This window comes from Corynebacterium pacaense, assembly GCF_900169525.1.
In the GTDB taxonomy this organism is placed as follows: domain Bacteria; phylum Actinomycetota; class Actinomycetes; order Mycobacteriales; family Mycobacteriaceae; genus Corynebacterium; species Corynebacterium pacaense.
In genome coordinates this window covers 401,993-418,343 of the sequence record NZ_LT821240.1, presented here as the reverse complement: position 1 = coordinate 418,343, position 16,351 = coordinate 401,993, and the positions used below count along the sequence as shown (strand labels likewise).

Annotated in this window: 16 protein-coding genes, 1 tRNA gene and 1 pseudogene; 11 read left to right on the top strand and 7 right to left on the bottom strand. The window is 65.4% G+C overall.

Annotated elements, in window-relative coordinates:
- Nucleotides 1-33: 33 nt before the first annotated feature.
- Complete coding sequence (locus B7E02_RS09050) at nucleotides 34-1,047, bottom strand: NUDIX hydrolase (protein ID WP_080795192.1); 1,014 nt, start codon at nucleotides 1,045-1,047, stop codon at nucleotides 34-36.
- 152 nt (nucleotides 1,048-1,199) lie between these two features.
- Here B7E02_RS09050 and B7E02_RS09045 point away from each other — a divergent pair, with 152 nt between their 5' ends.
- Together B7E02_RS09045 and B7E02_RS09040 are read left to right on the top strand one after the other, a co-directional pair.
- On the top strand, nucleotides 1,200-2,207 hold the full coding sequence (locus tag B7E02_RS09045) for an NAD(P)H-dependent glycerol-3-phosphate dehydrogenase (protein ID WP_080795189.1): 1,008 nt from the start codon (nucleotides 1,200-1,202) through the stop codon (nucleotides 2,205-2,207).
- A 36-nt stretch (nucleotides 2,208-2,243) separates the two neighbouring features.
- Complete coding sequence (locus B7E02_RS09040) at nucleotides 2,244-3,323, top strand: D-alanine--D-alanine ligase family protein (protein WP_080795187.1); 1,080 nt, start codon at nucleotides 2,244-2,246, stop codon at nucleotides 3,321-3,323.
- A gap of 26 nt (nucleotides 3,324-3,349) precedes the next feature.
- On the opposite strand, the gene B7E02_RS09035 is transcribed toward B7E02_RS09040, so the two are convergent.
- A complete protein-coding gene (locus tag B7E02_RS09035) occupies nucleotides 3,350-4,324 on the bottom strand; it encodes a DUF3515 domain-containing protein (RefSeq protein ID WP_245802237.1) in 975 nt (324 codons plus the stop codon).
- A gap of 74 nt (nucleotides 4,325-4,398) precedes the next feature.
- Between B7E02_RS09035 and B7E02_RS09030 the strand changes: the two genes are divergently transcribed.
- The 9 genes and pseudogenes from B7E02_RS09030 to B7E02_RS14675 form a co-directional block, all read left to right on the top strand.
- Nucleotides 4,399-5,385, top strand: a complete 987-nt coding sequence (locus tag B7E02_RS09030) for a thiamine-phosphate kinase (RefSeq protein WP_080795184.1) — start codon at nucleotides 4,399-4,401, stop codon at nucleotides 5,383-5,385.
- Nucleotides 5,370-6,044, top strand: a complete 675-nt coding sequence (locus B7E02_RS09025; RefSeq protein ID WP_080795182.1) for a uracil-DNA glycosylase — start codon at nucleotides 5,370-5,372, stop codon at nucleotides 6,042-6,044. The genes B7E02_RS09030 and B7E02_RS09025 overlap by 16 nt, the downstream gene beginning before the upstream one ends.
- An 11-nt stretch (nucleotides 6,045-6,055) precedes the next feature.
- Nucleotides 6,056-7,708: a DAK2 domain-containing protein gene (locus B7E02_RS09020; RefSeq protein WP_080795179.1), complete on the top strand. Its 1,653-nt coding sequence runs from the start codon at nucleotides 6,056-6,058 to the stop codon at nucleotides 7,706-7,708.
- Nucleotides 7,709-7,711: 3 nt separating this feature from the next.
- On the top strand, nucleotides 7,712-9,835 hold the full coding sequence (locus tag B7E02_RS09015) for an ATP-dependent DNA helicase RecG (protein ID WP_080795177.1): 2,124 nt from the start codon (nucleotides 7,712-7,714) through the stop codon (nucleotides 9,833-9,835).
- 10 nt (nucleotides 9,836-9,845) lie between these two features.
- A complete protein-coding gene (locus B7E02_RS09010; RefSeq protein WP_080795175.1) occupies nucleotides 9,846-10,058 on the top strand; it encodes an acyl-CoA carboxylase biotin carboxyl carrier protein subunit in 213 nt (70 codons plus the stop codon).
- Between the two features lie 10 nt (nucleotides 10,059-10,068).
- Nucleotides 10,069-10,653: an RsmD family RNA methyltransferase gene (locus B7E02_RS09005; protein ID WP_179129744.1), complete on the top strand. Its 585-nt coding sequence runs from the start codon at nucleotides 10,069-10,071 to the stop codon at nucleotides 10,651-10,653.
- Nucleotides 10,650-11,129: a pantetheine-phosphate adenylyltransferase gene (coaD, locus tag B7E02_RS09000; RefSeq protein ID WP_080795168.1), complete on the top strand. Its 480-nt coding sequence runs from the start codon at nucleotides 10,650-10,652 to the stop codon at nucleotides 11,127-11,129. The genes B7E02_RS09005 and coaD overlap by 4 nt, the downstream gene beginning before the upstream one ends.
- A gap of 2 nt (nucleotides 11,130-11,131) precedes the next feature.
- Nucleotides 11,132-11,872 (top strand): sulfite exporter TauE/SafE family protein, encoded by a 741-nt coding sequence (locus tag B7E02_RS08995; RefSeq protein WP_080795167.1) that lies wholly within the window; start codon nucleotides 11,132-11,134, stop codon nucleotides 11,870-11,872.
- A gap of 69 nt (nucleotides 11,873-11,941) precedes the next feature.
- A pseudogene (locus tag B7E02_RS14675) lies at nucleotides 11,942-12,088 on the top strand (PTS nitrogen regulatory IIA subunit); the annotation flags it as partial.
- 2 nt (nucleotides 12,089-12,090) lie between these two features.
- On the opposite strand, the gene B7E02_RS08985 reads toward B7E02_RS14675, so the two are convergent.
- The 5 genes from B7E02_RS08985 to B7E02_RS08965 form a co-directional block, all read right to left on the bottom strand.
- Entirely contained in the window at nucleotides 12,091-12,855 is a 765-nt protein-coding gene (locus tag B7E02_RS08985; RefSeq protein ID WP_080795165.1) for an amino acid ABC transporter ATP-binding protein, read from the bottom strand.
- Nucleotides 12,856-13,797 carry an amino acid ABC transporter permease gene (locus B7E02_RS08980; protein ID WP_080796870.1) on the bottom strand — a complete coding sequence of 314 codons (942 nt, stop codon included), beginning with the start codon at nucleotides 13,795-13,797 and terminating at the stop codon, nucleotides 12,856-12,858.
- Nucleotides 13,798-13,814: 17 nt separating this feature from the next.
- Nucleotides 13,815-14,789 carry an ABC transporter substrate-binding protein gene (locus tag B7E02_RS08975; RefSeq protein ID WP_080795163.1) on the bottom strand — a complete coding sequence of 325 codons (975 nt, stop codon included), beginning with the start codon at nucleotides 14,787-14,789 and terminating at the stop codon, nucleotides 13,815-13,817.
- 42 nt (nucleotides 14,790-14,831) lie between these two features.
- Nucleotides 14,832-15,800 (bottom strand): DUF368 domain-containing protein, encoded by a 969-nt coding sequence (locus tag B7E02_RS08970; protein ID WP_080795160.1) that lies wholly within the window; start codon nucleotides 15,798-15,800, stop codon nucleotides 14,832-14,834.
- 313 nt (nucleotides 15,801-16,113) lie between these two features.
- A tRNA-Leu gene (locus B7E02_RS08965) sits at nucleotides 16,114-16,187 on the bottom strand.
- Between the last annotated feature and the right edge of the window lie 164 nt (nucleotides 16,188-16,351).

Below are 16,351 nucleotides of genomic sequence, written 5' to 3'. Positions count from 1 at the left end.
GGGGTCGGTTCGTTGCGGGCGTCGACAAGCTGGCTATTTCACCGGCAGGGCACTGGCCAGATAGTCGGCTCCGGTGAGCTGACCGTCGTGGAAGCTCAGCACCCAGACGCTGCCCTTTTTCGATTTGATCTCGGTGTCAATGGGCAGCGTGCCGTTGGCCGAGAGCCAGGCGACCATGTCCGGGATCACGGTGCCCTGCGCGACGATCACGGGCACGCCGCCGCCGTTGACCACCTCCATGAAACGGGCCTTGGCGGAGTTCATGTCCGCAATCCAGGCGTCATCGCCGAAGAGGGCGTCCACCGTGACCTCGACACCGAGCTCATCGGCCAGGGGCAGCGCGGTGGACTGGCAGCGGTCGGGCACGGCGGAATAGATGGCGGTGGGTTTGAAGGGGAGCAGCATGGGAACGAGCATCTCCGCCTGCCTGCGCCCCTTCTTGTCCAGGGGTCGCCTGTTGTCATCGCCGGCCCAGGACTCACGGCGGTGCGCGCGGGCGTGCCGGATGTAGAGGACACGGGTGGTTGTCGCGGTGCGGAAACGCTTGGCCGCCTTGGCCAGCACCTCCGTGTCCACCTGGTAGCTGAGCAGTTCACAGGCCTGATCCACCGGCAGCCAGCGCAGCTCATCAACCTCATGGTTCGGGGTGAAATCGCCGCCGAGGACCTGCGCGGTCCAGTAGTAGACCACCTTCAGACGATCGAGCACCGGATAGGTGACCTTGCCGATCAGCTTCCCCAGGCGGATGTCATAGCCGGTCTCCTCCAGAATCTCCCTGGCGGCGGTGGTGGGGATGGATTCACCGGGATCCACCTTGCCCTTGGCCAGGGACCAGTCGTCATAGTGCGGGCGGTGGATGACCGCCACCTCGATCTCATCGGGTGTGGTGATGTCACCGCGCCACAACACGGCCCCAGCGGCAAGGGTCGGGCGTGCATAGTCCTGCGCCGGCTTGGACCCGATCTGTTGCAGACGGCCATTGATCAGCATCGCGGAATCCTGATCCTTGTCCACCTCGTGTGGCTGTGCATTGGCCTTGTTCGACATGTGTGGCCGGTTCACCTTTCGAGTGGGGGAGAGTTGAGATGTACATCCATTGTTCCCCAGGTCCCGCCACCGCGCACGGGATTGGTCGCGGCGTGTCGAGGCGGCCGGTCATCTGGGTTACTCTTGAACCGTCAATGTAGGACGTCGAAAGGATGTATCTGGTGGTTTCCGTCGCGGTGATGGGTGCGGGCTCATGGGGGACCACCCTGGCCAAGGTGTTCGCTGATGCAGGCAACTCGGTCACGCTCTGGGCGCGGCGCCCCGAACTGGCGGAGACCATTCGTGATAACCGCGAGAACCCCGACTACCTCGCCGGGATCACTCTGCCGGAATCAATCCGCCCCACCTCGTCCGCGGGGCGGGCCCTGGCACAGGCGTCCATCGTCGTGCTCGCCGTGCCCAGCCAGGCGCTGCGCGAGAACCTCGCGGCCTGGCGGGAGATCATCCCGGGCGACGCCACGCTGGTGAGCCTGGCCAAGGGCATCGAGGCGGGAACGCACCTGCGGATGAGCCAGGTGATCTCGGAGGTCGCCGGCGCCGAACCTTCGCGCATCGCGGTCCTCAGCGGGCCGAACCTGGCCCGGGAGATCGCCGAGGAGCAGCCCGCGGCGACCGTCATCGCCTGCGAGGATGAAAACCGCGCGAAACTCGTGCAGGCCGCGGTGGCCGCACCCTACTTCCGCCCCTACACCAACACCGATGTCATCGGCTGTGAGCTTGGCGGCGCCTGCAAAAACGTCATCGCGCTGGCCTGCGGAATGGCACATGGACACGGACTGGGGGAGAACTCCAACGCCTCGCTGATCACCAGGGGACTCGCCGAAATCGCCCGCCTGGGCAGGGCCATGGGTGCGGATGCCCGGACCTTCTCCGGGCTTGCGGGTATGGGCGACCTGGTGGCCACCTGCTCCTCACCGCTCTCGCGCAACCGCACCTTCGGCGAACGTCTGGGCCGGGGTGAGTCACTGCGCCAGGCACGCGAGGCCACCCACGGTCAGGTGGCCGAGGGCGTGACCTCCTCGGCCTCCATCTTCGATCTGGCCACCGGCCTCGATGTGGACATGCCCATCACCCGCGCCGTGTACAGCGTGTGCCACCAGGGTCTGGATGTCCGCGACATGATTGTCGCCCTGATGGGCAGGTCGAAGAAGGCGGAGTAGATATTCGCTGTAAGCTTCATCGGTGTGAGTACCCCAGTGAGCAAGCCCAGTTCCGGAAAAATCCGCGTGGCCGTCATCTACGGCGGCCGCAGCTCAGAACATGCCGTCTCGTGCGTCTCGGCCGGTGCGGTGATCTCGCACCTCGATGCGGATAAATACGAGGTCATCCCCGTCGGCATCACTGTCGACGGTGCCTGGGTGGTCGGGGAGTCGGACCCCGGTGTGCTGCGCATTGTCGACAGACGCATGCCGGAGGTGGAACACCGCGAGGAGGTCAGGCCCAGCCTCGATCCCGCGCACCGCGGTGAGTTCCACTACTCCGATGGCAGCCTCTACGCCGCCGCCGACGTGATCTTCCCCGTTCTGCACGGACGTTTCGGCGAGGATGGCACCGTGCAGGGGATGTTCGCACTCTCCGACGTCCCCGTGGTCGGCCCCGGGGTCCTGGCCTCGGCCGCGGGCATGGACAAGGAGTTCTCCAAGAAACTGATGGTGGCGGAGGGGCTTCCGGTGGGCCGCGAGGTGATCCTGCGCAACCGCTTCGAGCTCAGCGAGGCGGAGAAGAACCTCCTCGGCCTGCCCGTCTTCGTCAAACCCGCGCGCGGGGGATCCTCGATCGGCATCTCCAGGGTCACCGACTGGGCCGATCTCAGGGCCGCCGTTGAGCTCGCCAGGATGCACGATGAAAAGGTCATCGTGGAATCGGAGATCGTCGGCGTCGAGGTCGAGTGCGGGGTGCTGCAGTACCCCGAGGGGCGCATCGTGGCCTCGGTCCCGGCACTGCTCGAGGGTACCGGCGCCGGCGAGGGCGGGTTCTACGATTTCGACACCAAATATCTGGACAATGTCGTCAGCGCCGAGATTCCCGCGTCCCTGGACGCCGCGACCACCGAACTGATCCAGTCCCTGGCCGTGGAGACCTTCCAGGCCCTCGCCTGCGAGGGGCTGGCGCGCGTGGACTTCTTCGTCACCGCCGACGGTCCGGTGCTCAACGAGATCAACACCATGCCCGGCTTCACCCCGATCTCGATGTACCCCCAGGTCTTCGCCGCGTCAGGGGTGGGCTACGAGGAACTCCTGGATATCCTTATTCAGCAGGCCCTGCACCGAGCCTAGGGGCCGGGGCGCCCGGGGTCGCGGTATCAGCGCTGGGGTACCGTCGCCTCGATGGCCCCGGTCACGGGCACCAGAATCTGGCCGGCGGCCTGGGGAAGGGAGATGGCGATGTCGGTTTCCCTGCCCAGCGCGTACCAGGTCGAGGAGGTCGTGCCCGAGGCGAGGACCGTATCCTCGAACCAGGGAATGCCATTGACCTGCTGGAGCACCGCACCCGCGGCGTAGTTGGGTGAGGCCTCCACCCCGCACCGCAGGACAACCGGCTCCATGCCGTCCGCATGCCAGCCCAGGGCATCACTTCCGTAACCGGCGGCCCGCATCCGGTCCACCTCGATGCGGGTGTAGGTCACCGAATCCTCGCCGCCGACCTCGAAGCTCTCCGGAAGCCGGTCCTCCAGGGCGGTGCAGGACGGCGGTGCACCGGCGGCGCGCAGGTCCACCAGGGGGGCGGGGTAGGGCTGCGGGTCGCGGCTCTCCAGGATGGATACCGCCGGAGAGAAGGGCTCCACCGGGTTGTCCGCGCCACCGGTGCCCACAGAGTCCGCCGTGATGGCAACCACCGGGAAGCGGTCCACCGAGTACCAGGTCTTCAGACTCGATCCCGCCGTGACATCGCCGACCGGCAACCAGGTGGTGCCCCCGACCTCGACGGTGTCCGACAGCGCCGTGTACTGGAAGGGCATCGAGACACCGCACCGCAGGGTCACCTGTTCCAGGTCGGAGCCGGCCCATGCGGCAACTCCGGCCGGCACGGGATCAACCAGCGAGGCACGGGTGTGCCCGAACGCCTTGTCCGGGAGATCCTCCATCAGCTTCGAGCAGCCCTCCGATTCCGCATCCGGGGCGGGCAGGGCCCCCATGGAGATGCGCTGCTGACCCGCGGGCCCGAGCAGAACCCGCGCGCCGATCAGCACCGCTGCCACCAGAATGAGGGAAAGGATCAGGGCGATGACCATGGGGGTCTTGTTGATCGCCCCCGGGTTCTGCTTCTCGGCACTCATGGAATCTGAGCCTACCCGGGGGCGGTTAGACTATAAAACACTGATCGTGCATCACATAGGAGCTGAGCGAGAGCGTGTACAAGCTGACATTTCCCGACCAACTTCTCGGTGGACCCACGGTCGGTGAGATCGGTGAGTTCGAGGTGATCCGCGTGATCACCGAACAGGCGGGGTCCGCCCTCAACGGCGATGACGCGGCCGTCCTGCGTCACGCCACCCCGAATTCCAGGACCGTGGCCACAACGGACATGCTCGTGGAGGGTCGGCACTTCCAGCTCGACTGGTCCACACCGGCGGAAATCGGGAAGAAGGCGATCGTGCAGAACTTCGCCGATATCGAGGCCATGGGTGCAAGACCGGTGGCCGCACTCCTGGCCTTGTCGGCACCGCCGCACACCCCGGTTGACTTCATTCGCGGACTCGCCCGCGGGATCGGCGACCGCGTCGGGGAATACTCCGCGGAGCTGGTCGGAGGGGACATCACATCGGGGGATTCACTGGTACTCTCGGTCACCGCCCTCGGCTCCCTCGGGGGTTCGCTTCCCGCGCTGACTCTCGGTCGCGCCCGACCGGGACAAACCGTGGTTGCCCACGGCAGGATCGGCTACTCGGGGGCCGGGTTGTCCCTGCTCCAGCGGTTCGGACGCGTGAATGTCCCCCCGGAATTCAGCGAGCTGGTCCTCGCCCACTGCGCGCCGGAACTGACTCCGGGGCGCGGCATGGTCGCACGCGCGGCGGGGGCCACCGCCATGACGGACAACTCCGACGGCTTCATCCGGGACCTGTCCCAGATAGCGAAGAACTCCGGGGTGCGCATTGATATCGATTCCTCCGCGATCGCACCTGATGATCTGCTCAGCGGCGCCGCCGCTCTGCTCGGGCGCGATCCCTGGGAATGGATCCTCAGCGGAGGCGAGGACCACACCCTGTTGGCCACCACCTTCGGTGAACCACCCAGCGGATTCCGTGCCATCGGACGCGTGAGCAAATCTCGGCCCGATGATCTGGTCACCCTGGACCGGAAAACTCCCGCCTTCTCCATGGGATGGACGAGCTTCTGATGGGTATCGTCGGCGATCTGCCAATTCACCCGTCCTGGATGCCGGTGCTCGAACCCGTCTCCACGGAGATCGCTGAGCTGGTGGAGTTCCTCGACGGGCAGAAGGCGTACCTTCCCGCACGGGAGGACATCTTCCGGGTGTTTACCTACCCCTTCGACGAGGTGAAGGTGCTCATCGTCGGCCAGGACCCCTATCCGACCCCGGGTCACGCCATGGGCCTGAGCTTTTCCACCCGCGCCGGTGTGCGGCCGCTACCGCGGAGCCTGTCGAACATCTTCCGGGAGATGTCCGCGGATCTCGGGATCGCCGTCCCCCGCGACGGTGACCTCAGTGCGTGGTCGAGGCAGGGGGTTGCCCTGTTCAACCGCGTGCTCACCGTGGCTCCGGGGAAACCGGCGAGTCACCGCGGGAAGGGATGGGAGAAGGTCACCGAGGTCGCGATCCGCGCACTCGCACAGCGCGGGCGGCCGCTGGTGGCCATCCTCTGGGGCAGACAGGCGCAGAGCTGTCGCGCCTTCCTCGGCGACACCCCGTGCATCTGCTCGGCCCACCCCTCGCCCCTGTCGGCGTCGAGAGGCTTTTTCGGCTCCCGCCCATTCTCCCGTGCCAATGAGATCCTTCTCAGCCTCGGTGCCTCACCGGTGGACTGGCGGCTGTAAAGTATTGCACTATGTCCAGCCCCAGCAGTGAGAATCCGGCTACCGCTGTTCCGACGGCCCTCGACGCCGCCGGTGTCCTCGGGTGGGCCGCCGAGGCCGTGCAGGAGCTCTCCGAACGCCGCGCCGAGATCAACGCGCTGAACGTGTTCCCGGTGCCGGACGCGGACACCGGCTCGAACATGACCCACACCATGGAGGCTGCCTGGGCCGAGGCGATGAAACTGCCAGGCGATGCCGATGTGGCGGAGGTGACCCAGGCGCTGTCGATCGGTGCGGTCCGTGGCGCCCGCGGAAACTCCGGGGTCGTGCTCAGCCAGGTACTCCGCGCGGTTGCGCAATCCGCGGCGGACGGGGTTCTGGATGCACGCGCCATCCGACGCGCTCTGGGCATCGCGCGCTCGCTGGTGGACCGCGCGATCACCGATCCGGTGGAGGGGACCGTGGTCACCGTTCTCCGGGCGGCGGCGATCGCGGCGGAGGACTCCGGTGGGGATCCGGGAAGGGACGACATGCTCGGTGTGGTCACCGACGCCGTCGACGCCGCCCGTACCGCGCTGGCCCGCACCCCCTCCCAGTTGGAGGTGCTGCGGGAAGCCGGCGTGGTCGATGCCGGGGGACAGGGGCTGGTGATCCTGCTGGAGGCGCTGCTCGCGCAGATCCTCAACAATCACAGACAACCCACCGACAACACCGCCACTGACCTCCCGATCTCCCCATCGCCCCTCAACCACGGCAGGCAGGGTGAGCTGGAGGTGATGTTCTTCATCACCTGCGACAGCGGTGAGGACCTCGACCTTCTGCACACCGGACTCGCCGAGCTGGGTCGGAGCCTCATCGTCGCCAGGGAGACCGATACCCGCGGCACCGTCCACATCCACTCCCTGCGCGCCGGGGAGGTGATCGAACTGGCCTTCGCCAGCGGCAGGGTGGAGGACCTCCGCCTGGAGATCCTCCCCGATCACACCGTCTCGCCGGAGGCACCCAACCGTGTGGTCATCGCGGTGACACCGTACGGCACCCTGACCGAGCTCTACTCCGAGGCGGGGGTGTGGGTGGTACCGCGCAACCCCGCCGAGGCCGACCGGGATGAATCGGCCGATGACATCGTATCGACGATCGTGACCAGGGTGCGCCGTTCCGAGGCCAACGAGGTGATCCTGCTGCCCAACGGCCTGTTGAACAAACGCGAGCTGGCATCGATCGAACGCTCCAGCTACGCCTTCGATCAGGCAATCACCATCCTGCCCACCTCAACCCTGGTCAGCGGAATCGCCGCCGCCTCCGTCCACGATCCCTCCCAGCCCCTCGGCGTGGACGCCTACGCCATGGCGGAGGCCGCGGTGGCCATGCGCACCGCGGTCCTGCGCACCGCCACCGGCGCCGCACTGACCTCGGTCGGTGCCTGCTCCAGGGGCGACATCCTGGCCTTCAACGGCCCGGAGATAATCCTGGTGTCCGAGGATCTCACCGACGCGCTCGCGCGCACCTGCCTGAAGCTTCTCGACGGCGGCGGCGAGCAGGTCACCCTGCTGATCTCACAGGACAAGGCCGCGGACTTCAACGAGACCACCTTCCGCGACGGACTCGGAACCCACACCGATGTCGACATCACCGTCTATCCTGCAACTGGAATGCTCAACCTCGTGGAGATCGGAGTGGAATAGCAGATGCTGGGATGGCATGATGATCGACTGCTCGCCGACATCCTCCCCGCCAAGGAAGCGAAGGCGATTGAAAAGGCCCTCGGATACACCACCGCGGAGGAGCTGCTGGGCCACACCGTGCGCAAATACTCCCACCACGGTTCCGGGGTGGATCTCGGCGGGGCCGAGGAGGGCGATATGGTTACCTTCGTCGGGGAGGTGGTCAACGCCTCCTCCCAGCGTACGAGATCCGGAAAGCTGCTGTACAAGATCGTCATCGCCGGGGACAGGGACACGGTCTCCGCGTCATTCTTCGGCGCCCACCACATTCCACGGCAGCTCCCCACCGGCACCAGGGCGATGTTCACCGGGAAGGTGAAGTTCTTCCGCGGACAACCACAGCTGTCCCATCCCGAATACATCGTCATACCGAAACCGGGGGAGGGGAAGAAGACGGCGGCCACCGGCGGGATGCGGGCACTGGCGGCCTACGGCGACGCCGAGAGCGTGGCCAGGCACCTCGTTGACAAGGACTACCTTCCCATCTACTCCGGCACCTCCACCATGACCACCTGGCGGATCATGGCCGCCATCCAGCGGGTGCTGGAAACCATGCCCGAGGTCGAGGAGCCCCTGGGAAGAACGCCCGAGGGTCTGCCCAGCCTCGATGAGGCGGTGCGCGGAATACACGACCCGGGTCCGCGGGGACCGGGGAGGTTCATCGACAGGCTCAAGTACAACGAGGCGCTCTCCCTCGCCATCGTCATGGCACTTCGACGGGCCGACACCGCCTCGCGCAAGGCCCCGCCCTGCCCGCGCTCCGATCACGGGCAGCAGCACCAACTGATTGAGGCGCTGTCCTTCCAGCTGACCGCGGGGCAGAAGGAGGTCATCCGCGAGATAAGCACCGACATGGAACAACGCACACCGATGTCGAGGCTGCTCCAGGGTGAGGTCGGTTCCGGCAAGACCATCGTCTCTCTCCTGGCGATGCTGCAGGCCATCGACTCCGGTCGGCAGTGCGCCATGCTCGCACCCACGGAGGTCCTGGCCACCCAGCACGCGCGCAGTCTGACCACTACGCTGGCACAGGCGGCCGTTCCGGCGACGGTGGTGCTGCTGACCGGCTCGATGAACACCGCGGCCCGCAGGGAGGCGCTGCTCAACATCATCTCCGGGCAGGCGGACATCGTGGTGGGCACACACGCCCTGATCCAGGAGACGGTGGAGTTCTTCGACCTCGGACTCGTCGTCGTGGATGAACAGCACCGCTTCGGAGTGGAACAGCGTGACCGCCTGCGCACGAAGGGACGGGAGGGAATGACCCCGCACCTGCTCGTCATGACGGCCACCCCCATTCCCCGGACCATAGCCATGACCGTCTTCGGTGACCTGGCCGTGTCCACACTGCGGGAGTTGCCCGGGGGGCGGCGACCGATTCAGACCACGGTGATCCCGGAGGAGAAGCAGGGGTGGGTGACACGGGCCTGGCAGCGCATCGGCGAGGAGGCCTTTTCCGGACACCAGTCCTATGTGGTGTGCCCCCGCATCGAGGGAGAGGGGGGAGTGCTGGAGATCCATGAACTCCTTCAGGAGGAGATCTTTCCGGGTCTGACCGTTGGTATGCTGCACGGCCGGATGGATACGGTCGAGAAGGATTCGGTGATGAGCCGCTTCGCCGCGGGAGAGATCGATGTCCTGGTGGCCACCACGGTGATCGAGGTCGGTATTGACGTCGCCAACGCCACGGTCATGCTCATCCGCGAGGCGGACCGCTTCGGAGTATCCCAGATCCACCAGCTCCGCGGGCGTGTCGGCCGCGGTGGCTTCGACTCCCTGTGCCTTCTGCACACCGAGTTCGACCTCGAGTCCCCGCAGATGCGCAGGCTCGAGGCGATCGCCGCAACCTCCGACGGATTCGAGCTCTCCGAACTCGACCTCCAGGTCAGGCAGGAGGGTGATATCCTCGGCACCACCCAGTCCGGCGCCGCCAGCAAGCTACGGCACCTGAGCCTGCTGCGCGACCAGGAGATCATTGAACGTGCGCTTGTCGACGCCACCACCCTGGTCTCCCGTGATCCACGGCGGGCTGCGGAACTGGTCAGCGACATCGCCCTGATCAACCAGGACTATCTGGAGAAGAGCTAAGGTTATCCCCATGAAGATCTGCGCACCTTTCGCGGGCATTGTCCGCTACGTCGTCTCCGAGGGGGATGTGGTGGCCACCGGCGACACTTTGGCAACCGTCGAGGCTGTCAAGCTCGAGGCCCCGATTCTCGCGCCGGGCCCGGGGATTGTCGCCTCCCGGGGCTTCGCCGATTTCTCCGATGTCACCGGCGGGGACGAACTGCTCAGCCTTAAGGAGAAATAGGTCCATGGGATTGACGCGAATCATCGCAGGGGAGGCCAGGGGGCGCAGGATCAAGGTGCCCCCGGAGGGAACCCGGCCCACCTCCGACCGGGCCCGTGAGGGACTGTTCTCCTCCCTGCAGGTGCGTTTCGGTTTCGAGGGCCGCAATGTCCTCGATTTGTTCGCCGGTTCCGGCGCGCTGGGTCTGGAGGCGGCGTCCCGCGGGGCGGAATCGGTGGTGCTGGTGGAAAGCGATCCGCGGGCCGCGGCGATCATCCGCGAGAACGCCACCGTGGTCAGGCATCCGCGGGTCGAGGTGGCCGAGATGAAGGCCTCGGTCTATCTGGCGTCGGCACCGGCGGGGCACTTTTCCATGGTCCTGGCGGACCCGCCCTATGATCTCAGCGATGCCGCGGTGGCAGAGATGGTCCGTGCACTGATCCCGAAGCTCGATCACGGGGCGGCGGTCGTGGTGGAACGGCATGTGGATTCCCCGGAAACCGACTGGCCCGCATGTCTGGTGCCCACCACCCAGAAGCTGAAGAAGCGCACCTACGGAATCGCCAGAATGGACATGGCCGTTTTTGATGCGTCACTGGTGGAGGAGGAAGAATGAAAGCGATCTGTCCCGGATCCTTCGATCCGATCACGTTGGGGCACCTGGACATCATCACCCGTGCCGCCGCCCAGTTCTCCGAGGTCACCGTCCTGGTTACCGCGAATCCGAACAAGAACACGGGGCTGTTCAGTGTCCCCGAACGGATGGAGCTGATCCGCGAGGCCACCGGCCACCTGTCGAATGTCAACGTGGACACCTGGGGTTCGCTGCTCGTCGACTACACCACCGCCCACGGGATCAACGCGCTGGTCAAGGGCCTGCGCAGTTCCCTCGACTATGAGTATGAACTGCCCATGGCGCAGATGAACCGCCGTTTGAGCGGGGTGGACACCTTCTTCCTGCTCACCGACGAAAAATACGGCTATGTCTCCTCCACCCTGTGCAAGGAGGTGGCCAGGTACGGCGGTGACGTCTCCGGTCTGCTGCCCGAGGCGGTGGTGGCCGCGGTCAGGGACAAGTACGCGGCGCGGTAGCGATGGACCTTGCAATCGTCTTTCTTACCGTCTTCGCCGGCGCCTTCATCCAGCGACTGTCCGGAATGGGGATGGGTCTGGTCGCCGGGCCGGTGCTCAGTATCGTCCTCGGCCCCGTGGAGGGCATTCTCGTGGTCAATGTGATGGCCGTGCTCAACGCCACCCTGACCACGATCAGCGTGCACAGAGACGTTGACTGGCGCCGATTCGGACTGATCTCCTCGGTGATGATCGTAGGTGCCGTTCCGGCTGCGATCCTGCTCAAGGTCGTCGAGGTTCCCATCGTGCTCACTCTGGTGGGATCGATGATCCTGCTCGCGCTGGCGGTGACAACATTTGGCCGGTCCTATATTCCCGTCGCACGCGGACGCGGGTGGGCGCTGGTCACCGGGGTGGTCGGTGGCTTCATGAACACGCTGGCAGGTATCGCCGCACCGGCGCTGACCGTCTACGCCCAGGCGTCTCGGTGGGACCATGCGTCCTTCGCCGCCACGCTGCAGCCGATCTTCTTCGTCGCCGGTTTGATCTCCATCCTGGTCAAGGTGAGCACCGGAGCCGCCAGCTTTGCTCACACCACCGTCTGGATCTGGCCCGTGGGTGTGGCCGCGATGATCGTGGGAATCCTTGCGGGAACCGCAGCATCCAGGCGCGTGGAGAAGGACAGCGCACGCAGAATCGCCGTGGCCCTCGCCGCGGCGGGGGCGTCCGTGGTGCTGTATCGCGGCGTGGCGGGGCTGCTCTGAGCGTCGCCGTCGCCACGCGTTGCGCTACACTTTCAACCAGTCAATCGAGACGCGGGGGAGGTGACAGTGATGGGTGTGGACCGCCGGATGTGGAAGATGACCCCGGAGAGGCTTCAGGAGCATCTGATTCTGAAGAGCCGGGCGAGACGGATTCCGGACAAGAAGAAGGAGAACAATAGGAGGGCCTGCCGAGATGCTCGGCGGGCCCTCCCGCATTCTCATAGCAGCGAGGAGAGGAAGTCCCTGGTCCGCTCCTGCTGCGGATTGTCCAGGACCTCCCGCGGGGTGCCCGATTCCACCACGCGGCCATCGGCCATGAAGATCACCTGATCGGCGACCTCCCTGGCAAATCCCATCTCGTGGGTGACAACAAGCATGGTCATGCCCTGATCCGCGAGTTGCTTCATCACCCGCAGAACCTCGCCGACCAGCTCCGGGTCAAGGGCCGAGGTCGGTTCGTCGAAAAGCATCAGTTTGGGATCCATCGCCACCGCGCGTGCGATCGCGACCCGCTGCTGCTGCCCGCCGGAGAGCTGGATGGGGTAGGCATCCGCCTTGTGTGCGAGACCGACCTGCTCGAGTAGTTCCATGGCGCGGGCGCGGGCCTCGCGCTCGGGCTGCTTCTTCACGTGGACGGGTGCCTCGATGATGTTCTCTATGACGGTGCGGTGCGGAAAGAGATTGAAGGACTGGAAGACCATGCCGATCCCGGTTCGCTGGCGTGCCGCGTCCCTTTCGGAGAGCTCGTGGAGGATCCCGTCGCGTTCGCGGTAGCCGATGAGTTCACCGTCGACGTACAACCGCCCGGCGTTGACCTTCTCCAGGTGGTTGACGCAGCGCAGCATCGTTGATTTTCCCGACCCGGAGGGACCGATGAGGCAGGCGACGGATCCGCGGGGCACCTGCAGGTCGATGCCCTTGAGCACCTCCAGCCGGCCGAAGTTCTTGCATACCTGCTGGGCGTCGATCATGAGCGCGGACATCTATTTGTTCTCCTTCGGGGTCTCCGGCACAACGTTGACGTTGGTGGGGATGGCGCCCTCGGCATCGGCGAGGGCCGCGAGCTGACGCGTGGTCAGGTTGCGGGTGGCACCCCTTTCGAAGTGCCTCTCCAGATAGTGCTGGGCAACCATGAGCACCGAGGTGATCACCAGATACCAGGTTGCCGCCACCAGCAGCATGGGGACGGGCTCGAAGAGGGAGTAGGCGATGTCCATGCTGCGGCCGTAGAGCTCGAGCGAGTAGGGGATCGCCACCACCAGCGACGTGGTCTTGAGCATGGAGATCAGCTCATTGCCGGTCGGCGGGATGATGATGCGCATGGCCTGGGGCAGCACCGTGCGGCGCATGGTCAGCGCCCAGTTCATCCCCAGTGCCTTGGAAGCCTCCATCTGGCCCTCGGGCACCGACTGGATACCCGAGCGCACGATCTCGGCCATGTACGCCGCCTCGTTCAGTCCGAGACCGATGACCGCGAGGGCGAACATGTTGGAGAGGAAGGCCTGCAGGTCAACCTCGGTGAAGCCGAGGTTGATGGTTTGGTAGAGGGATCCGAGCAGACCCCAGAACACCAGCTGGACGTAGATCGGGGTGCCCCGAAAAACCCAGAGGTAGAGCCATGCCACGCCGCGGAGTACCGGATTGTCCGACATCCGCATCACCGCAAGGGCCGCTCCGAGGAGCACACCGATGATCATCGACAGCACCGTCAGCGCCAGCGTGTGCATGGCGGCCGTGGTGATGCGGGTATCAAAGAGATAGGCGCGGTAGGTCGGCCAGCCGTAGGCCTCGTTGTTGAGCGCGCCGAGGATGAACCAGGCCAGCAGCGCCAGGATCACGGTGGCCGCGATCCACCGGCCTGGATGGCGCAGCGGTTTGGCCTCGATCGGTTGAGGCGAGGGCCCGGTGTCGATTGCTTCAGACATGTCGTTCCCCATTCGTCTTATGAGTTAAATTCGGAAAGTGGCTGCTCGTTGATCAGGGCCCGGTCAATCAGGCCCTCCTCGATTCCCCATTGCGCGAGGATCCGCTCGTAGTCCCCGGTATCGATCAGGTGCTGCAGCGCCCTGGCCACGACCGGGGTCAACTCCGAATCCCTGGGAAGGGCGAAGCCGAAGGGGGCCGCCATGAACATTTCCCCAACCAGTTCAATGCGGTTGTCGGAACGGGCCACGGCCCAGGCGGTGATGGGCGAGTCGGCGGCGAGCGCATCTGCGCGACCGAGGACCAGCGCGGTGGCGGCCGAATCCGCGGTGTCATAGGACAGTACGGTGATCGGTTCCCTTCCCTGCGCCACACACTCCTCGGATTTCGGGCGCACATCGTCGGTTTCCGCGACGGTTGTACGCTGGACGGCCACAGTCAGACCGCAGGCGTTGTCGGGATCGACGGGGGTCTCCGCATCGGTGGACTGTGCCCATTGGACACCGGCGTAGAGGAAGTCCACGAAATCGAAGCTCTGGCGCCGTTCCTCATTGTCGGTGAATCCGGAGGCGCCCATGTCCAGGGTCCCGGCCTGAACCGAGGGGAGAATCAGGGAAAAGTCCTGCTCCTGGGGTCGAAAGTCCAGGCCCATCACGGCGGCGGTCGCCCGGGCCAGGTCCATCTCCACCCCGATGATCTCACCCTGCGAGTTCTTGAACTCGAAGGGAGGGAAGGGAGGGTTCGCCCCCGCGGTGAGCACCCCGCGTTCGGCCAACGCGGCCGGGACCTGCGCCTGAATTTCCGGAACAGGGTCGGGGACGATCTGCTCCCAGTTCTCCGGCGTGCTCTGTTCCTCATTCGTCACGCAGGCACCCAGGGTCAGGGACAGCGTGACGACGCCGACGGCGGCGGTGACACCGCGTGCCACGCGGCTCACCGCGGACCCGGGGCCGCGGCGCGATCGGGGACGCAATCGGGTGAGACTCTCAATCATGGGCAAAACTCTACAGGCTCCGCCCACCGCGGAGTTCGTCGACTAAGCCGGATCGCCGCTGGCGATGGTTTCAGCACCGGTATTCTTCGGCGTTATGCGCTCGATGATCATCACGGCGGCGACGGTGAAGGCTCCGAGGGCGACCATGCCGAGCACCGGGCCGACCTGATCGGTCGGGGCGAGGAGATTGGCATCGGAATCCTGCCAGGGCCACAGGGCGCGAAGTGATCCGAGCATGAGTCCGGCCATGATGGTCAGCGTGATCGTGCGGTGATACTCCAGCACATAGGACAGGAAGCGGACGAATAGGACCACACCGGTCAGTGCGCCGAGGATGAAGATGGCGATGACATCCCATTCGCGGTTGGACAGCGAGGCCATCACGGGGGCGTAGAGTCCCATGGCCATCAGGAAGAAGGATCCGGAGATTCCCGGCATCACCAGGGCGCAGACCGCGATGGCCGCAGCGATGAAGATGATGAACAGCGAGGGATCATCCTGTGGTGCACTGGTCAGACCGGTACCGAAGAAGGACAGGACGGCGGCGGCGAGGAACAGCGGGATGACTACGGCAAGGCGTCTGCGGACGTCCCGCAGATCCATCATGCCGATGGGAACGATGATGGAGACGGCGACCATGCCCATGAACAGCCCGCGCGCGATCTCCGCGTGGTTCTCCACGAAGCCGTGGAGAACGGTGGACATGCTGAACACCGCGGTCACCATTCCCACCCCCACCGCCGCCAGGAACCACCAGTCGACCGTCGCGGCGGTGGCCTTCAACTGTGAGCGGTCACGGAGTGCTGATTTGATCAGATCAATCAGCAGGTTTCCGTTGTGCAGTGCGCGCTCGTAGACACCGATGACAAGGGCCACGGTGCCGCCCGAGATTCCGGGGACGAGTTCCGCCATTCCGATCAGCGCCCCGCGAATCAGGTTGACGATCACGGCCAGAGGCGTCTTCTTGGTTTTGGCGGGGTAAAGGTGGGTGTCAGTGGTACTGGCGCTCATCGTTCTCTCGTCTTGAAGGTAGGTTCGTGATTGCTAAGCACTATACGGCAGATCTGCGGAAATCCCCCTTCCGCGCACTGCGGCGGCAGACCCCCGAGGTCCGCGCAGCCCCCGACCCTGCCGATCGGGAAAGCCCCGGTGGGAGCGGGGGGCGCAGCCCCCTTTTGTCCCCTTTTTATCCCCGTTTTTCAGCTATGAAGGACCGTAAAAGAACTGGTCAGAACAAAACAGAATGAGGCAAACCAAGTGTGACACACGCATAAAAACAACCCCCACTTTCAGCATCTATGCTGCTAGTGGGGGTTATATTCGGTGCCCCAGGTGAGACTCGAACTCACACTGGACGGGTTTTGAATCCGTTGCCTCTGCCAATTGGGCTACTGGGGCGCTTGTGTCGTCGGGCGGGACGGGGACCGTCACCCGCACCGATCACAATGCTGGGAATAAATATAGACTACGCCCGTCGGGCGTGGAAATCCGGCCCCCGCCCCCTCAGGCCCGGCCAGTCACACCCGGGGACGGGGCGGACCACACGGTCTCATCTACGGGGT